This window comes from Sulfurivermis fontis, from assembly GCF_004001245.1.
Taxonomy (GTDB): domain Bacteria; phylum Pseudomonadota; class Gammaproteobacteria; order Thiohalomonadales; family Thiohalomonadaceae; genus Sulfurivermis; species Sulfurivermis fontis.
Genome location: NZ_AP018724.1, coordinates 1,266,681 through 1,280,865 on the forward strand (window position 1 = coordinate 1,266,681; position 14,185 = coordinate 1,280,865).

The 14,185-nt window shown below is 66.3% G+C and carries 13 protein-coding genes; 7 read left to right on the top strand and 6 right to left on the bottom strand.

The window, feature by feature from the left end; all coding sequences use genetic code 11:
• Nucleotides 1–54 precede the first annotated feature (54 nt).
• From EP379_RS06555 to tsaB, 3 genes are all read left to right on the top strand, one after another.
• Nucleotides 55–1,968, top strand: coding sequence for a DNA repair helicase YoaA (locus tag EP379_RS06555; protein ID WP_127477043.1), 1,914 nt, complete (start codon nucleotides 55–57; stop codon nucleotides 1,966–1,968).
• Between the two features lie 61 nt (nucleotides 1,969–2,029).
• The gene (locus EP379_RS06560) at nucleotides 2,030–2,686 is read left to right on the top strand and encodes a hypothetical protein (RefSeq protein WP_127477044.1); all 657 of its coding nucleotides are present in this window, start codon (nucleotides 2,030–2,032) and stop codon (nucleotides 2,684–2,686) included.
• 205 nt (nucleotides 2,687–2,891) lie between these two features.
• Complete coding sequence (tsaB, locus tag EP379_RS06565; RefSeq protein WP_127477045.1) at nucleotides 2,892–3,560, top strand: tRNA (adenosine(37)-N6)-threonylcarbamoyltransferase complex dimerization subunit type 1 TsaB; 669 nt, start codon at nucleotides 2,892–2,894, stop codon at nucleotides 3,558–3,560.
• Nucleotides 3,561–3,604: 44 nt separating this feature from the next.
• Here the strand turns inward: tsaB and EP379_RS06570 are convergent, their stop codons facing one another.
• The 5 genes from EP379_RS06570 to dapC form a co-directional block, all read right to left on the bottom strand.
• Nucleotides 3,605–4,696 carry an FG-GAP repeat domain-containing protein gene (locus EP379_RS06570; RefSeq protein ID WP_127477046.1) on the bottom strand — a complete coding sequence of 364 codons (1,092 nt, stop codon included), beginning with the start codon at nucleotides 4,694–4,696 and terminating at the stop codon, nucleotides 3,605–3,607.
• A gap of 291 nt (nucleotides 4,697–4,987) precedes the next feature.
• On the bottom strand, nucleotides 4,988–6,121 hold the full coding sequence (dapE, locus tag EP379_RS06575; protein ID WP_127477047.1) for a succinyl-diaminopimelate desuccinylase: 1,134 nt from the start codon (nucleotides 6,119–6,121) through the stop codon (nucleotides 4,988–4,990).
• Between the two features lie 68 nt (nucleotides 6,122–6,189).
• Nucleotides 6,190–6,537, bottom strand: coding sequence for an ArsC family reductase (locus EP379_RS06580; protein WP_127477048.1), 348 nt, complete (start codon nucleotides 6,535–6,537; stop codon nucleotides 6,190–6,192).
• Between the two features lie 76 nt (nucleotides 6,538–6,613).
• Nucleotides 6,614–7,438, bottom strand: a complete 825-nt coding sequence (dapD, locus tag EP379_RS06585; RefSeq protein WP_127477049.1) for a 2,3,4,5-tetrahydropyridine-2,6-dicarboxylate N-succinyltransferase — start codon at nucleotides 7,436–7,438, stop codon at nucleotides 6,614–6,616.
• 138 nt (nucleotides 7,439–7,576) lie between these two features.
• Nucleotides 7,577–8,773, bottom strand: coding sequence for a succinyldiaminopimelate transaminase (gene dapC, locus EP379_RS06590; RefSeq protein WP_127477050.1), 1,197 nt, complete (start codon nucleotides 8,771–8,773; stop codon nucleotides 7,577–7,579).
• Nucleotides 8,774–8,871: 98 nt separating this feature from the next.
• On the opposite strand from dapC, the gene EP379_RS06595 reads away from it, so the two are divergent.
• Genes EP379_RS06595 through lolD form a run of 3 tightly spaced genes read left to right on the top strand, consistent with a single transcriptional unit; the run spans nucleotide 8,872 to nucleotide 11,173 of the window.
• Entirely contained in the window at nucleotides 8,872–9,231 is a 360-nt protein-coding gene (locus tag EP379_RS06595) for a VOC family protein (RefSeq protein ID WP_127477051.1), read from the top strand.
• A 27-nt stretch (nucleotides 9,232–9,258) separates the two neighbouring features.
• A complete protein-coding gene (locus tag EP379_RS06600) occupies nucleotides 9,259–10,506 on the top strand; it encodes a lipoprotein-releasing ABC transporter permease subunit (protein ID WP_127477052.1) in 1,248 nt (415 codons plus the stop codon).
• Nucleotides 10,499–11,173 (top strand): lipoprotein-releasing ABC transporter ATP-binding protein LolD, encoded by a 675-nt coding sequence (lolD, locus tag EP379_RS06605; RefSeq protein WP_127477053.1) that lies wholly within the window; start codon nucleotides 10,499–10,501, stop codon nucleotides 11,171–11,173. The genes EP379_RS06600 and lolD overlap by 8 nt, the downstream gene beginning before the upstream one ends.
• Before the next feature lie 59 nt (nucleotides 11,174–11,232).
• Here the strand turns inward: lolD and EP379_RS06610 are convergent, their stop codons facing one another.
• Complete coding sequence (locus EP379_RS06610; RefSeq protein ID WP_127477054.1) at nucleotides 11,233–11,778, bottom strand: DUF2062 domain-containing protein; 546 nt, start codon at nucleotides 11,776–11,778, stop codon at nucleotides 11,233–11,235.
• Between the two features lie 67 nt (nucleotides 11,779–11,845).
• On the opposite strand from EP379_RS06610, the gene EP379_RS06615 reads away from it, so the two are divergent.
• A complete protein-coding gene (locus tag EP379_RS06615; protein WP_127477055.1) occupies nucleotides 11,846–14,143 on the top strand; it encodes a DNA internalization-related competence protein ComEC/Rec2 in 2,298 nt (765 codons plus the stop codon).
• The last annotated feature ends 42 nt before the right edge of the window (nucleotides 14,144–14,185 follow it).

Below are 14,185 nucleotides of genomic sequence, written 5' to 3' on the forward strand. Positions count from 1 at the left end.
TTTCGAATCCCGTGTGCGGGGGCCATTTTTCGAAACTCGAAACTTCATTTATAGATGCACGACATTCACACCATCCTGTCCGCGGATGGTCCTTTCGCTGAACTGATTCCCGGTTTTGCCCCGCGCGTCCAGCAGCAGGAGCTGGCCGAGGCGGTGGCGCACGCGCTGCAAAACCAGCAAGTCTTCATCGCCGAGGCCGGCACCGGCACCGGCAAGACCTTCGCCTATCTGGTGCCGGCCCTGCTGTCCGGGCAGAAGGTGATCATCTCCACCGGCACCAAGAACCTGCAGGACCAGCTGTTCCACAAGGATCTGCCCCTGGTGCGCCAGGCGCTGGGCGTGCCGGTGGAAGTCGCCCTGCTCAAGGGGCGGGCCAATTACCTGTGCCTGCACCGCATGGAACTGGCCCTGGCCGAGGGGCGCTTTCGCAGCCGCAGCGAAGTGGCCGATCTGCAAGTGATCCGCGAATGGTCCGGCCGCACCCGCAGCGGCGACATCGCCGAATTGACCGAGCTGGCGGAGGATGCGCCGCTGTGGTCGCAGGTGACCTCCACCGGCGACAACTGCCTGGGCAGCGAGTGCGGCCAGTACGACGACTGCTACCTGATGCAGGCGCGGCGCCGGGCGCAGGAGGCCGACGTGCTGGTGGTCAATCATCACCTGCTGTTCGCCGACATGGCCCTGAAGGGCGAGGGTTTCGGCGAATTGCTGCCCGGCGCCAATGCCTTCATCCTCGACGAGGCGCACCAGCTGCCGGAAACGGCGTCCAATTTCTTCGGCACCGCGGTGAGCGGCAACCAGCTGCTGGAGCTGGCAAGCGACAGCATCGCCGAGGACCTGCGCGAGGCCGGCGAGAGCGGGCGGCTGCGCAGCGCCGCCGAACACCTGCAAAAGACGGTGAAGGATCTGCGTCTTGCCTTTGGTGTCGAGCCGCGCCGCGGTGCCTGGCGCGAGGTGAAGCCGTTGGCCGGTTTCCAGTCGGCGCTGAACGATGTGGATACGGCGCTCAAGGAACTGCACGCCCAGCTCAAGCCGGTGGCCGCGCGCGGCAAGGGGCTGGAAAGCTGCCTGCGCCGCTGCGAGGAGATGATGCTGCGCTATGGACAGGTGAGCGGCGATACGCCGCCGGACCAGATCCACTGGTTCGAGACCCACACCCGCTCGTTCTCCCTCAACCTGACGCCGATGGACGTGGCGGCGCTGTTCCAGGCCCAGGTGAGCGCGCGGCCCTGCGCCTGGATCTTCACCTCGGCGACGCTGGCGGTGGGCGACAGCTTCGAGCATTTCACCCATCGCCTCGGCCTCAACGAGGCGAAGACGCAGCGCTGGGACAGTCCGTTCGATTTCGCGCGCCAGGCGCTGCTCTATGTGCCGCCGGACATGCCCGATCCCAATGCCTACGGCTATACGGCGGCTGTCATCGAACAGGCCCTGCCGGTGCTGGAGGCCAGCCGCGGCCGCGCCTTCATCCTGTTCACCAGCCACCGTGCCTTGCAGGAGGCGGCGGGCCTGCTGGAAGGCCGCATCGAGTATCCGCTGCTGGTGCAGGGACAGATGCCGCGCTCACGTCTGCTGGAGCAGTTCCGCGCCCTGGGCAATGCGGTATTGCTCGGTACCGGCAGTTTCTGGGAAGGGGTGGACGTGCGCGGTGAGGCGCTGTCCTGCGTCATCATCGACAAGCTGCCCTTCGCCTCGCCCGGCGATCCGGTGCTGCAGGCGCGCATCGAGGCGATGCGCGAGCGGGGCGGCAATCCCTTCATGGAATACCAGTTGCCGCAGGCGGTCATTACCCTGAAGCAGGGCGTGGGGCGTCTGATCCGCGACGTCAATGACCGCGGCGTGCTGATGCTGTGCGACCCGCGCCTGGGCAGCAAATCGTATGGCCGGATATTCATCGACAGCCTGCCGCCCATGTCCAAGACCCGCAAGCTGGAGGTGGTACAGCGTTTTTTTGCGCAGGGTGATTGAGCCCCCCGGGACTTACCGATAGACTTTTCGTCCTCATCGTTATCAACCAGGGAAGCAGACAATGAAAAGAACAGTGATTGCCGGTGCCGTGGCCATGGCACTGATGGGGGCCGGTGCGGCACAGGCGGAAACCGGTTTCGGCATCGGTGTGAAGGTCGGGACGCTGGGCATGGGGGCGGAGCTCACCAAGTCCTTCACCGACAACATCAATGGCCGCATCGGGTTCAACACCTACGATTTCAGCGATACCGGTACCGAGGGCGATATCGATTACGACATCGACCTGGAATGGCAGAGCACCGCGCTGCTGCTGGACTGGCACCCGTGGGGCGGCACCTTCCGCCTGACGGCGGGTTATATCTTCAACGGCAACGAGCTGAAGATGAAGGCCAAGCCCTCCGGTACCTACACCGTCGGCACTACGACCTACAACGCCTCCGACATCACCAGCCTGACCGGCAATGTCACCTTTTCCGACGGGCCTTACGTGGGCCTGGGCTGGAGCAATGCCGGCAAGGCCGGTTTCGGCTTCAGCTTCGAGCTGGGCGCGGTCTATCAGGGCTCGCCCGATCTCAACCTGTCCGGTGAATGCACCAATGTGACGGTGTGCGGCAACTTCGATGCCGAGCTGGCCAGGGAAGAGCAAGATGCCCAGGCGGACCTCGATGAGTTCAAGTGGTATCCGCAGGTCGCCGTCGGCGTTTCCTACGGCTTCTGATTCACAGGCACTGCGCAACGCCCGCACCGCCACCCGGTGCGGGCGTTGTTTTGTCCAGGGATGGACTTATGCCGCGGAGGCCATGGATGGCCGGGAGCGGCGCTTGTTCAGGGATGGACTTATGCCGCGGAGGCCATGGATGGCCGGGAGCGGCGTCCCGCGCCTCGTGCGATAATCGCCTTTCCCTTTATTCACTGTTGCCGTCGTGAAGATACTCGCCCTCGAAAGCGCTACCGAATCCTGTTCCGTCGCCCTGCTGGCGGGGGAGACCGTTTATGCGCGCTCACAGCTGGCGCCGCGCGAACATGCCGCGCTGTTGTTGCCCATGGTGCAGGAGGTGCTGGCGGAGAGCGGGCTCACGCTGAGCACGCTGGACGCCATCGCCTTTGGTCGCGGTCCCGGCAGCTTTACCGGCGTGCGCATCGCCACCGGCGTCACCCAGGGACTGGCCTTTGCGGTCGATCTGCCCGTGTTGCCGGTTTCAACCCTGGCGGCGCTGGCTCAGGGGGCGCTGCGCGAGCTGGGTGCGCAGCAGGTGGCGGCCGCCATCGATGCGCGCATGGGCGAGGTGTACTGGGGACTGTATCGGGCGCAGGACGGCGTGATGACGCTGGAAGGCGAGGAGGGCGTGTTCACCCCCGCGCTGGTGCCGCTGCCTCCCGGCGGCGGCTACACGGGTTATGGCAGTGGCTGGGCCACCTATGGCGATGTGCTGGCCGGGCGCTGCGGCATCACCGTGCATCAGGGGGAACGTTTTCCGCAGGCGGAGGATTTGCTGCCGCTGGCGGCGGCGGCGTGGCGGGCCGGTATGGCGGTCACTGCGGCGGAGGCCCAGCCCGTATATCTGCGCGACAAGGTCACGCACCAGCGCTGAGTGTTCGTATCGCTGTAGGGCGGACTTCAGTCCGCCTCACGATTTCACACCACCAGATCCAACTGCTGCACCGTGCCCACCCCGCCGTCTTCCTTGAGATAGACGCCGCTGGCGCGCACCACGCCGAGCAGGGCGTTGTCGTTGTCCTTGAGCGAGAACGGCGTCGCGGCCTGGCCCAGGTAGATGGCGCCGACGTTGCGCTCCAGCAATCCCTCCAGCCGATCGTTACCCTCGCCGTCGCGGCTCCAGATGAGCAGGCGCGCGAAGATGGCGTCGGCTTCGTCGATCCAGCCGTTGCCGTCGCTGTCGTAGGCCGCGAGGTCGGCGAAGCCGTTGCCGCTCAGGGCACCGAACAGTTCGCGGCCGTCGTTGATGACGCCGTCGCCGTTGCGATCGAGGGCGAGAAAGCCGCTGTCGGGGCCGACGAAGGCGATCTGATCCATGCGGCCGTCGGCATCGATATCGAAGGCGAATTTGGTGCGGGTGAGTTCGGCGGCATTGCCCGCGAAGTTGATCACCAGCGGGTCTTTCAGCGCATCGCCGGCCCGTACCGTGAGGCTGGTGTGGCTGATGAATTCGCGGCTCATGTTCAGTTCCACGGACAACGTGATCTCGCGGCCATCGGCGGTGCGCACGATGCCCTGGGCGGAGAACTGCGTGCTCTCCTGTTCCAGCGTGGTTTCCTCGGCGTGATACACCGCGCCCCAACCCTGGCGCGCGTCGCCGCGGCTGGCCTGTTCCGGGGGTAACTCCACTGCCTTGCCGTGGTTCATCGCGCGGGCATCGAACAGCTCCAGCCTGCGTCCGGTGAGTTTTTCCACCAGCAGCTTGAGGATGGTGACCTGGAGATCACCGGCGTACTCGACCGTGGCATCCGCGTCGGTAGCTTCAATCTGAGCCGGGGACGTCGTTTCGGCCTGTCGCGCTGGCGGCGGTTGGAGACGCGGTGCCTGCTGTGTAAAGGCGAGACTGGAGGTGCTGGCGTCCATGCGTAGTTGCTCGCTGCTGGACTCCAGGGTGAGCTGTCGGCGACCTTCGGCACCGTCCTTCCACATCGTCAGGGACTCGTGGCGGCGCTGGTACTCCAGGTAGCTGTGGCTGCTGCTCAGATGCAGGTTGGAACCGGTGACGATCATGGTGTGCTCCGGGCGGGACGGGCTTTGCACGCATTAGCGTCCCGGGGCCGGAGAACTTTAGAAGGCGGTCAGTATGACGGCAGGAGGATGGAAATCTTTAGCGTGTAAAAGGCGTTAAACGCAAAGGTGCAAAGGACGCGGAGAGCGCAAAGAACTATCGGCTCTGGGCGTTCTATCGCCGTGAGGTGCGTCGTCGAGTCTGACGCCGACGCGTGCCATGTGCGCCTGCAGTGCACATTCCCTTTGCGTTCTTGGCGTCCTTTGTGTCTTTGCGTTGAAGTCTTTTGACTTTCAGCCCGATGCCAGCAGCTTTTCCAGCAGGCGTTCGTAGATGGCGCTCAGGGTGTCGAGGTCGGCGACGCTGACGCATTCGTTGACCTTGTGGATGGTGGCGTTGAGCGGTCCCAGTTCCAGTACCTGGGCGCCGGTGGGGGCGATGAAGCGGCCGTCGGAGGTGCCGCCCTTGGTGTTCACCTCCGGCTCGACGCCGGCGATCTCGCGCACGGCGGCGACGGTGGCCGGCAGCAGTTCGCCGGTCTCGGTGAGGAAGGGATTGCCCGACAGCGACCAGCGCAGGCTGTACTTGAGGCCGTGCCGGTCGAGCAGGGCCTCCACCTTCTTCTGCAATCCGTCCGCGGTCTGCTCGGTGGAGAAGCGGAAGTTGAACATCACCTCCAGCGCGCCGGGGATCACGTTGTTGGCGCCGGTGCCGGCGTTGATGTTGGCGATCTGGAACGAGGTGGGCGGGAAGTAGTCGTTGCCGCGATCCCATTCGATGTTGCACAGCTCCTGCATCACCGGGGCGAAACGGTGCACCGGATTGTCGGCCAGGTGCGGATAGGCGACGTGGCCCTGCACACCGTGCACGGTGAGGTAGCCGGTGAGCGAGCCGCGGCGGCCGTTCTTGATGCCGTCGCCCAGCACCTTGACGCTGGAGGGTTCGCCCACCAGGCACCAGGTGATCTTTTCGCCGCGCTGCTCCAGCACCTCGATCACCTTCACGGTGCCGTCCACCGCCTCGCCTTCCTCGTCGGAGGTGAGCAGGTAGGCGATGGAGCCTTGATGCTGCGGATGGCGCGCCAGGAAGCGTTCGGTGGCGGTGACGAAGGCGGCGATGGAGCCCTTCATGTCGGCGGCGCCACGGCCATACAGCATGCCGTCGACGACCTCGGTGGCGTAGGGGGCATGGGTCCAGTCGCTCTCCGGTCCGGTGGGCACCACGTCGGTGTGGCCGGCGAAGCAGAACAGCGGACCGTCGTTGCCGCGCCGCGCCCACAGATTGTCCACCGGGCCGAAGCGCAGGGGCTCGATGTTGAAACCGAGGGGACACAGACGCTCGGCGATGAGCTGCTGGCAGCCGGCGTCGTCGGGCGTGACCGAGCGGCGGGCGATGAGTTCCTTGGCGAGTTCGAGGGTGGCGGACATGGTGAGGCTCGCATTGGTTGAGTGGCGCTATTAGGCCACAAAGCGTCGTGATGTTGTAGGAGCCGCTTCTATCGGGAAAATATCTCGGCGTAGGCGGCGGAACTGAAGCCGACCGTGATTCTGCCCTCATGCACCAGCACCGGCCGTTTGATGAGCGTCGGATGCTCCAGCATCAGCGCAACTGCGGCAGCGGTGTCGCCGATGTGTCGTGCACTCTCCGGCAACTGGCGCCAGGTGGTGCCGCGCGTATTGATCAGCGTCGCGGTATCGACCTGCTGGAGCCAGATATTCAGTGTGGCGGCATCGAGGCCGTCACCACGCAGGTCGTGAAAGCGGTAGGAGACACCGTGCGCGTCGAGCCAGGCGCGGGCCTTGCGCACGGTGTCGCAGTTCTTGATGCCGTAAAGAGTGGTCATAAAGCCAGTTTCAAGTGACAAGTTCCAAGTCACAAGCAATTCTTGCAACTTGTTACTTGCCACTTGTCACTTCATTTCAAATATCGCGCAGCAGTTCGTTGATGCCGACCTTGCCGCGGGTCTTCTCGTCCACTTTCTTGACGATCACCGCGCAGTACAGGCTGTACTTGCCGTCCTTGGAGGGCAGGTTGCCGGACACCACCACGGAACCGGCGGGGACGCGGCCGTAGTGCACTTCGCCGGTCTCGCGGTCGTAGATCTTGGTGGACTGGCCGATGTACACGCCCATGGAGATGACGGAGCCTTCCTCGACGATGACGCCTTCCACCACTTCGGAGCGCGCACCGATGAAGCAGTTGTCCTCGATGATGGTCGGCGCGGCCTGCAGCGGCTCCAGCACGCCGCCGATGCCGACGCCGCCGGATAGGTGCACGTTCTTGCCGATCTGGGCGCAGGAACCGACGGTGGCCCAGGTGTCGACCATGGTGCCGCTATCGACGTAGGCGCCGATGTTGACGTAGGAGGGCATCAGCACCGCGCCCGGGGCGATGTATGAACCGCGACGGGCGGTGGCCGGCGGCACCACGCGCACGCCGCCTTCGCGGAAGTCGCGCGAGTTCATGTCGGCATACTTGGACGGCACCTTGTCGAAGTAGTTGGTGAAGCCGCCCTTCATGAACTGGTTGTCGTTGATGCGGAAGGAGAGCAGCACGGCCTTCTTCAGCCACTCGTTGACGGTCCACTTGCCGACGGACTGGCGCTCGGCGACGCGCAGCTTGCCGCTGTCGAGCAGACGGATAGCCTCTTCCACGGCCTCGCGGACATGGGCCTCGGCGTTGCGCGGGGTGATCTCGGCGCGGCGCTCGAAGGCTTCTTCAATGACGTTCTTGATATCGTTCATGCGCACTCTCCATAAAATCAAAAGATTTCAACGCAAAGACGCAAAGGGCGCAAAGTTCGCAAAGAAACTCAAGGCTGAAACAGGTACGGATTTGCCCTATACAACCTTGCGCTCTTGGCGTCCTTTGCGTCTTTGCGTTTAAAGGTTTTTCACAAATTCGCGGATGCGGCGCGCCGCCTCCACGCATTCATCCATTTCCGCCACCAGGGCGATGCGCACGCGGTTGCGGCCGGGGTTCATCCCGTGCGCCTCGCGCGACAGGTAGCTGCCGGGCAGCACGGTGACGTGCTGCTGCGCGAACAGTTCGCGGGTGAAGCGATCGTCGTCGATGGGGGTCTCCAACCACAGATAGAAACCGGCGGCGGGCTTTTCCACCTTGAGCACCGGCTGCAGGATTTCGATCACCGCATCGAACTTGCGCTGGTAGTAGGCGCGGTTCCCGGTGACGTGCGCCTCGTCCTGCCAGGCGCTGATGCTGGCGGCCTGGGTCGGCGGCGGCAGGGCGCAGCCCTGATAGGTGCGGTAGAGCAGGAACTTGTTCAGCACTGCCGCGTCGCCGGCGACGAAGCCGGAGCGCAGACCGGGCAGGTTGGAGCGCTTGGACAGCGAGTGGAACACCACGCAGCGGCGGAAGTCGTCACGGCCGAGAGCGGCGCAGGCCTGCAACAGCCCGGCGGGCGGATGGGCCTCGTCGTTGTACAGCTCGGAATAGCATTCGTCCGAGGCGATGATGAAGTCGTGCTCATCAGCCAGGGCGATGAGGCGCTGGAAATACTCGATGGGCGCCACCGCGCCGCTGGGATTGCCCGGCGAGCAGACGTACAGCAACTGGCAGCGCGCCCACACCGCGGCCGGCACGGCGTCGAGGTCGGGCAGGAAGCCGGTGGTGGCGGTGGTATTCATGAACCACGGCGTGGCGCCGGCGAGCAGGGCGGCGCCTTCGTAGATCTGGTAGAAGGGGTTCGGCATCAAGACCAGCGCATCGCTGCTGCGGTCCACCACCGCCTGGGCGAAGGCGAACAGCGCCTCGCGGGTACCGGCCACCGGCAGCACATGCCTTTCGGCGTCCACGCTGCCGTCCCTGAGCCGGAAGCGGCGGGTCAGCCACTGGGCAATGGCGGCGCGCAGCTCGACGCGACCCTTGGTGAGCGGATAGTTGGCCAGGCCGCCCAGATTGGCGATGAGTTCGTCGCGGATGAAGGCGGGCGGCTGGTGCTTGGGTTCGCCGATGGACAGCACGATGGGCGACAATTCCGCCGGCGCGGTCACCCCGGCCTTGAGCTGGGCGAGCTTTTCAAAGGGATAGGGCTGTAGCCTGTCGAGGTCCGGGTTCATGGTCGGGCGCTGGGCCGGGGCCGATGTCACAAGGTTGAAAAATGGCCCCGTAGTATAAGAGCATGCCTTCTGGCCGTCCATTTAACTCAGGTACTTTCATGCAGTTGCACCACGTCAGCCTGCTCGTCGCCGATACCGCCCGCGCCCTGGTCTTTTACCGCGATATCCTCGGCCTGGCCGAGGCACCACGTCCCGACCTGGGGTTTCCCGGTGCCTGGCTGGAGGTTGGCGGCCAGCAGATCCACCTGCTGGAACTACCCAACCCCGACCCGGTGCAGGGGCGGCCGGACCACGGCGGCCGCGACCGCCACGTGGCCCTGTCCTGTCCCGACCTGGATGGTCTCATCGCCCGCCTGGAGGCGGCCGGGATTCCCTACACCCGCAGCCGTTCCGGCCGGGCGGCGCTGTTCTGCCGCGATCCGGACGGCAATGCCGTGGAGTTGATCGCAGGCGGATAGGGGCATGTTGTGGTTTAATGTCGCCCCATGTTCCGGCCCCTCATCCTCTACATCGGTCTGCGCTACACGCGTGCCAAGCGGCGCAACCACTTCATCTCCTTCATCTCCCTCATCTCCATGCTCGGCATCACGCTGGGCGTGACGGCGCTGATTACCGTGCTGTCGGTGATGAACGGTTTCGAGCACGAGCTGCGCACCCGCATCCTGGGCATGACCTCCCACGCCACCATCAGCGGCTACGGCGCGCCGCTGCGCAACTGGCCGGAGGTGGCCGGGCTGGCGCGGCGCGATGCGCGCGTGCTCGGCGCGGCGCCCTACATCCAGAAGGAGGGCATGCTCATCGAGGGCCAGCGCGTCAACGGCGCGCTGATCCGCGGTGTGCTGCCGGCGGAGGAGCCGGCGGTGTCCGATGTGGGCGACAAGATGCTCAGTGGCCGCCTCGCCGACCTGACCCCCGGTGACTACAACATCATTCTCGGTGTCGACCTGGCGCGCATCCTCGGCGTGACGGTGGGCGACAAGGTCACCCTGGTGACGCCGTCGGCCAATGTCACGCCGGCCGGCGTGCTGCCGCGGCTGAAGCGCTTTACCGTCAGCGGCCTCTTCGAGGTGGGCATGTACGAATACGACAGCGCCCTGGCGCTGGTGCATCTGGACGATGCAGCGATTCTGTTCCGCATGCCGGGGGAGGTGAGCGGCGTGCGCCTGAAACTGGAGGACATGTTCCGCGCGCCGTGGGTGGTGCGTGAACTGGCGCAGACCCTGCCAGGCAGTTACATGGTCAGCGACTGGACGCAGCAGCACGCCAATTTCTTCCGCGCCATCCGCACCGAGAAGACGGTGATGTTCGTGATCCTGTCGCTCATCGTCGCGGTGGCGGCATTCAACATCGTTTCCACCCTGGTGATGGTGGTGACCGACAAGAAGACCGACATCGCCATCCTGCGCACCCTCGGCCTGTCGCCGCGCGGCGTCATGGGGGTGTTCATGGTGCAGGGCACGGTGATCGGTTTCGTCGGCACGCTGTTCGGCGTCATCGGCGGCGTGCTGCTGGCGCTCAACGTGGAGACCATCGTGCCGGCCATCGAGCGGATGTTCTCGGTACAGTTCCTGCCGGCGGACGTGTATTACATCAGCACGCTGCCGTCGCGCCTGAACGGCGCCGACGTGGTACGCATCGGCCTGCTGTCCTTCCTGCTCAGCGTGGTGGCCACCCTGTATCCGGCCTGGAGCGCGGCACGTACCCAGCCGGCGGAGGCCCTGCGCTATGAGTGAGGTGGTGCTGTCCTGTCATGACCTGGGCAAGACCTATACCGAAGGCCCGCAGGCGGTGGAGGTGTTGCGCGGGGTGAGCCTCGGCGTGGCGCGCGGCGAGCGTGTCGCCGTGGTGGGCGCCTCCGGCTCCGGCAAGAGCACGCTGCTGCACCTACTCGGCGGCCTGGACCTGCCGAGCCACGGCCGTGTCGAGGTGGCCGGGCAGGACATGGCCAGTCTCGGCGAGGCGGCGCGCGGTCGTCTGCGTAATCGCGCGCTGGGTTTCGTCTACCAGTTCCATCACCTGCTGGCCGAATTCACCGCGCTGGAAAACGTCGCCATGCCGCTGCTCATCCAGGGCGCCGCACCCGCCGAGGCGGCGCGCCGTGCCGGCGCACTGCTGGAGCGCGTCGGCCTGGGGCATCGCCAGAGCCACAAGCCGGGCGAGCTGTCCGGCGGCGAGCGCCAGCGTGCCGCCCTGGCCCGCGCCCTCGTTACGCAACCGCAATGCGTGCTGGCCGACGAGCCCACCGGCAATCTGGATCAGCACACCGCGGAGCAGGTGTATGCCCTGATGCTGGAATTGAACGAGGAACTCAAGACCAGTTTCGTGGTGGTGACCCACGACATGGGCCTGGCGGCGCGCATGCATCGGATTCTCAGGCTGGAAGACGGCAGGATCGTCTAACGGTAGTTACAAGTGACGAGTCTCAAGTTGCAAGAAGGAATCTTGTGACTTGCAACTTGTCACATGTCACTGTTTCCAAAAGTCTTGCGCAGCTCGCGTTCGCGCTTCTTGTGCTGCCAGTGGCGGACCAGGTGCAGGCGCCACAGGCCGCGCACTACGGCATAGCCGAGCAGGCTGCAGATGACGCCCACCACGAAGCAGCCGAGCAGGAAGGGCTGCCAGATCACCGCCAGTTCCGCCTGCAGCCACTCGATGCTGAATTTGCTGTCCGTGGGATGCAGCGGTACCCCCAGCAGCCAGCTGCCGACCTTGTAGCAGAAATAGAAGATCGGCGGCATGGTGATCGGGTTGGTGATCCACACCAGCGCAATGGACAACGGCAGGTTCACCCGGAACAGAATGGCGAACAGCGCCGCCGGCAGCATCTGGAACGGCATCGGCATGAAGGCCCAGAACAGACCGTTGGCGAAGGCGCCGGAGGCGGAGCGGCGGTTGAGGTGGAACAGGTTGGGGTCGTGCAGCAGGGTGCCGAAGATGCGCAAATGCCTGTGTTCACGGATCACGCGGTGATCCGGCATTAGGCGCTTGAGGAATTTCTTCGGCATGATGGGCGGCAGGCGCCTGCGCTGAACGTGGGCGCCTATTATCCACAAACCATCAGGGGCAGGAAACATGGTCGCAGGGACGCTGGCCTTTCTTCTTGGCATTGTCATCTTCCAGTGGCAGGCGGATATCCCGTCCGCCCCCTGGCTCATCCTCATGTTGCCCTTGCCGCTGCTGCCGTGGTGGCTGCCCCGCGCCTGGCAACCGTCGGCGCGGCTGGCGGCATTGGCGGCGGCGGGATTTCTCTGGGCCTGGCTCCATGCCGCGCTGGTTCTTGCGCAGCAATTGCCGGCGGCACTGGAGGGCGAGGACCTGGTGCTGGAGGGCGTCATCGCCACGCTGCCCGAGGCCGATGGCCGGCGCAGCCGTTTTGTGTTCGATACGGAGCGCCTGTTCTATCGGGGGGACGCCCTGCCGCCGCCGGGGCGGGTGCGTCTGGCCTGGTACCAGCCCTATCCCGTGCTGGAGGCGGGCCAGCGCTGGCGTCTGCAGGTGCGCCTGAAGCAGCCGCACGGCATGGCCAATCCCGGCACCTTCGACTATGAAGGCTGGCTCTACCAGCAGCGCATCCGCGCCACCGGATATGTGCGGCCGGGAAACGATACGCGGCTGCTCGCGGCCGACAGCGGCGAGTTTCCCCTGCAGCGGCTGCGCCAGCGCCTGCATGCGCAGCTGCGCGCTGCCGTGGGCGAGCATCCCCTCGGCGGTCTGGTCGCCGCGCTGGCGCTGGGCGAGCGCCAGGACATCGGGCGCGAGCAATGGCTGCTGCTGCGCGCCACCGGCACCAACCATCTGGTCGCCATCTCGGGGCTGCATATCGGCATCATCGCCGGGCTGGTGTTTTTCCTCGTCCGTCGCCTGTGGCCCTGGCCGCAGCGCCTGCCCGCACCCAAGGCGGCCGCCCTCGCGGCGCTCATCGCTGCCGCGCTGTATGCGGCGCTGGCCGGATTCTCCCTTCCCACCCAGCGCGCCCTGATCATGGTGGCGGTGGCGATGCTGGCCCTGCTCGGCCAGCGTGCCCTGCGTCCGGCCCGGGTGCTGGCCGTCGCCCTGCTGGCGGTGCTGCTGCTCGACCCGCTGGCGGTGCTGTCGCCCGGTTTCTGGCTGTCCTTCGGCGCCGTGGCCCTGATCCTGTACGGCATGGGCGGGCGGCTGGGCGGCAGCGGCTGGTGGTGGCGCTGGGGGCGGGTGCAGGTGCTGGTGGCGCTGGGGCTCGCCCCGCTGCTGGCGGTGTGGTTCCAGCAGGTGCCGCTGCTTGGCGCCCTGGCCAATCTGCTGGCCGTGCCCTGGGTGTCGCTGCTGGTGGTGCCGCTGGTGTTGCTGGGTACGGCGCTGCTGGCGCCGTGGCCGGCCGCCGCGACGGCGCTTGTGTCCCTGGCGCTGTTCGGGCTGGAGGCCCTGTGGTGGTGGCTGGAATGGTGCGGCGGCCTGTTGCCGCCGCGCTGGAGCGTGCTGGCCGCCGTGCCGTGGACGCTGCTGCCGGCGCTGGCGGGGCTGGCGTGGCTGCTGGCGCCGCGCGGCTGGCCCGCGCGCTGGCTCGGCGTCATCTGGCTGTTGCCCCTGTTGCTGGTGCGGCCGGCGGGACCGGCCGTCGGCGAGGCCGCGGTGACGGTGCTGGATGTGGGGCAGGGGCTGGCGGTGCTGGTGCGCACCGCGAACCATGCGCTGCTGTATGACACCGGCCCGGCCTACGGCCCGGAGAGCGATGCCGGCGAGATGGTCCTGCTGCCGGTATTGCAGCATTTCGGCATCACGCGGCTCGATGCCCTGATCCTCAGCCACGGCGACAGCGATCACGCCGGCGGTGCCGCGGCGGTGTTCCAGGCGCTGGCGGTGGGGCGCTTTCTGAGCGGCGCGGAGGCGGCGCTGCCCTGGCGCGGGCACGAGCCCTGCGCGCGCGGCCAGCAGTGGGAGTGGGACGGCGTCCGTTTCGAGATCCTGTTTCCCGCCACGGCCGGGGGCCACAGCGGCCGCGGCAACGACAGTTCCTGCGTGCTGCGCATCGTCACGCCCCACGGCGCGCTGCTGCTCGCCGGCGACATCGAGGCCGCTGCGGAGCAGGCATTGCTGGCCGCGGTGCCTGAGCAGCTGGCGGCGGACGTGCTGGTGGCGCCGCACCACGGCAGCAAGACCTCATCCACGGCGCCGTTCGTGACCGCCGTGGCAGCGCGTCATGTGCTCTTTTCGGTAGGCTACCGCAACCGCTGGGGCTTCCCGCATCCGGCGGTGGTGGCACGCTACCGTGCGGCGGAGGCCGACGTGCATGACACGGCGCAGCAGGGCGCCCTTACCGTGCGGCTGGCGGCCGACGGCGTGCAGGTGGAATCCTGGCGGCAGCGGGCGCGGCGCTACTGGTTCAGTCAGTGATGGTGTGGGGCGGGGCACATTTGGTACAGTGTCGCCACTTTT